The sequence below is a fragment of the Streptomyces sp. genome (genome assembly GCF_050698815.1).
GTDB lineage: Bacteria > Actinomycetota > Actinomycetes > Streptomycetales > Streptomycetaceae > Streptomyces.
The window spans coordinates 1-3,040 of record NZ_JBOHCV010000074.1 but is presented as its reverse complement, the minus strand read 5'-3'; the positions used below and the strand labels follow the sequence as shown (position 1 = coordinate 3,040).

5 protein-coding genes are annotated in these 3,040 nt (G+C 67.6%); all 5 read right to left on the bottom strand.

Translation table 11 applies throughout. The annotated features are described in order from the left end of the window. Positions 1-236: 236 nt before the first annotated feature. Entirely contained in the window at positions 237-704 is a 468-nt protein-coding gene (locus ACRDP3_RS03135; RefSeq protein ID WP_431515254.1) for a DUF6069 family protein, read from the bottom strand. Beyond that, complete coding sequence (locus tag ACRDP3_RS03130) at positions 701-1,321, bottom strand: TetR/AcrR family transcriptional regulator (protein WP_431515253.1); 621 nt, start codon at positions 1,319-1,321, stop codon at positions 701-703. Before ACRDP3_RS03130 ends, ACRDP3_RS03135 begins: the two co-directional genes overlap by 4 nt. A 76-nt stretch (positions 1,322-1,397) precedes the next feature. After that, entirely contained in the window at positions 1,398-1,670 is a 273-nt protein-coding gene (locus tag ACRDP3_RS03125; RefSeq protein WP_431515252.1) for a hypothetical protein, read from the bottom strand. A 92-nt stretch (positions 1,671-1,762) separates the two neighbouring features. Continuing rightward, positions 1,763-2,209, bottom strand: coding sequence for a hypothetical protein (locus tag ACRDP3_RS03120; protein WP_431515251.1), 447 nt, complete (start codon positions 2,207-2,209; stop codon positions 1,763-1,765). 411 nt (positions 2,210-2,620) lie between these two features. Continuing rightward, positions 2,621-3,040 (bottom strand): Dps family protein (locus ACRDP3_RS03115; RefSeq protein ID WP_431515250.1); only part of this gene is annotated, 420 nt, incomplete at its 5' end.

Genomic DNA, 3,040 nt, shown 5'->3' with positions numbered 1-3,040 from the left:
TAGAGCACTGTCGGAGTGCGGGTTTCACGTAGTACTCCAGCCGTAGTTGTGGATCTTCATGGTGTTGCTGTGCGGCGGCGCCCGACCTCGCCTACGGCTCCGACATCGCCAGCATCGGCCTGACCATCCCGGCGGTGGCCATCGCAGCGAACTGGCACGAGGGTCCGCTCCTGCCGGGCCTCGGCCCGACCCACCAGGACCCCTCTTCATCTCGATCGTGGTGGGCACTCCGACGGTCATCTCCGGCCGCGCGACTCTCTGCCGAGACTGCCTCCATCTGGTGCTGTTCGCGGCGTACTTGGTGCTGGCGGTGTCGCCGCGGCACCCTCCTTCGTGCGCAGGCCCGGGATCAGCACCGCCGCCACCGCCAGGTGCATCAGGGTCAGCGCGGCCCGGGTGCCGCCGTCCATGCCGTCGCCGGTCAACGGCAGGAAGGACATGACCAGTACGGCGACGGCCACCCCGGTCCAGACGGCGCGGGCGCGCCGTCCCCTGAACCGCTCCAGGGCGGCCAGCAGCCCCCAGCCGGCGAGGGCCGCCAGCAGCGCGACCAACACCACCGGCACCGCGCCGATGTCGAGCGTCTGCTCGCCGTTGATGATCCGCAGCCGGTGCCCCAGCATCGGGTCCGCGACCAGCCACACCAGGACAGGCGTCAGGACCGCGAGCCCCGAAACTCCCAAGCGCCTTCTGCGCGCGCTCACTTGGCGCCGCCCGCGAGCGCGCCGTGCAAGAAGACCTCCACCAGCTCCTGCGTGGTCAGCTCCGGCTCGTCCTCCATATGCGGCTGGGTGAAGAGCAGCCCGAAAAAGAGGGCCGCGATCTGCTCAGGCGGCCGGCGCAGCGCGGCCGTGTCGGGCTCCAGCAGATCCGCGAGGGCCGCGCGGATGCGGGTCGTCGACTCCTCGCGGCCCGCGCCGCGCACCGTGCCGGGGTGCTTGCCGCTGCGGTGCCCGGAGGCATGCAGCGAGCCGGCGATCGTGCCCATTCGGGACAGGTGCGCCTGCAGCGCTTGGGCCGCCTCCGCCAGCCGGTCGGGCAGCGGCTGGGATACCTCGATCGCGCCGAGCTCGCGGATCGCGTGCTCGGGGGAGAGCGCCTCCGCCAGGCAGGCTTGCAGCAGCTCGTCCTTGTCGGCGAAGACCCGGAAGATCGTGCCCTCGCCGATGCCCGCGGCGCGGGCGACCTTCGCGGTGGTCACTGCGGCTCCGTACTCGGCGATCAGCGGGATCGCGGTCTGGATGATCATCGCGCGCCGCTGCTCCGGCGACATGCCGGGGGCGCGGCGGCGGGTGGTCTGGTTCTCCCTGGGTGCTGTCATGACCCCGAGGGTACGGAGTGAGGACTCACTCCGTCAATGAGTGAGTCCTCACTCCGTACACTTTCTCCATGCTCGGCTACGTGCCGAGGGCAGCCAGCTGCCAGGCCAGTGCTGCGTGGGCGAGGGCACAAGTGCCCCATCCCGCAGCGCCGCGTGCTCCATGACGGAAAACCACAACCCACCCCACCATCACCAGTACGACGGACAGGGTGCAGAACACCCAGGCAATGACGAGCCACGGCATGGACATGCCCGTAAAGAGTCTGACCGCCACTGACGGCGCCAGCGCCAGCAGGGATACGGCCCAAGTACCTTCGGTGGCCTTGTTGGAAACGCTGGTATCGCTCATCTCGAATTCTCCGTGATCCAGTAATGGCTGGGCCTGTACGGACGGGCCCAGCCATTACTACTCAGCCGGCATCACTCAGCTACGACTGGGTTTCAGTGGTTGAAGTGCCACCAGATGTCGTAGATCGTCAGACCCGGCGAGACCGCCTTGATCGCAGCCTTCTGCCACCAGGACAGACCGTCGTACCACCTCTTGAAGTCCTTGTACTTGCCGGCGATGGCCTTGCCGAAGCCGCCGATCTTCTTCAGGACATTCCAGATCGCGCTCCACTTGCCCGCTGCCACGAACTCGCCTTTGGCGACCTTCTGCAGGTCAGCCTGCTGTGCCGCCGACAGGCCGGACACCAGCGCACGGGCTCCGGCGTCGTTACTCCTCAGGAGGCCGCGCGCAGCCTGTTGGGCCTCAGAATGCTGCGCGGCCGAGATGGCCGGGGCATGCGTGGAACGTTGGGTGGCAGCGCTCGCGGCGGGCGCGGCGACACCGAAAACAACTGCGGCCAGCGCTGATGCGCCGGCGATGCGCAATGTATTGCGCTTCACGTACACTCCCTGACGTGTCATGTCGGGGAAGAGGGCATGCGGAGGCGCCGGTGATGGTCTCAAGCAAAATCGGTTCCCCCGCGGTCTTCTTCCCCGTCTTCTCTCCCCGTGTGCCGCTCCGGTTGGTCACGGCCGGGGCGTACCTCGGGATGTTAACCCGGCCCAACTTCCATAATCAACACGCTTCTTGCACATGAACGCCATAGAAGACACATGGCTGGAATCCGACGGTCGCTTGACTCACGGGAGTGAACGTGCCGTCACTTCCGCTACGGACAGCACGCTTTGCGGTAGCTCACATTCCGGTATATCGCCGGCTGGAGAAATACGGCCGGTTCACACACCGGCTCGTGGATGCCGTCCAGCCAACGACGGTGCCCCCTTCCTCCTTCGGGAAGGGGGGCGCTTCCCTCAGCCGCCGTTCTCTGCCTGGAACATCCAGTGATGCTTCTCGAGGTCGCCGGTGAGCTGGATGAAGATGTCCTCCGTCACCGGGTCGGCGGGGGCGACCGCCGTCATCCGTTCGCGGGCCTTGGCGATGACCGCGCCCAACGCGGCCACCATGATCTGGACGGCGGCGGTGTCCTGCTGCCAGCCCGCCCTGGCCTGCTCGATGTTGGTCGCCGCGGAGACGGTGGTGGAGCGGCCGTCCGGCGGCACTCCGAGCGCGGAGGCGCGTTCGGCCACCGTGTCGGAGTACGCACGCGCGGTATCGACCACGTCGTCGAGCTGGAGGTGTATGGACCGGAAGCGCGGCCCGATCACGTTCCAGTGGATCTGCTTGGCGATGAGGGAGAGGTCGACGAGGTCCACGAGCGCTCCCTGCAGGGC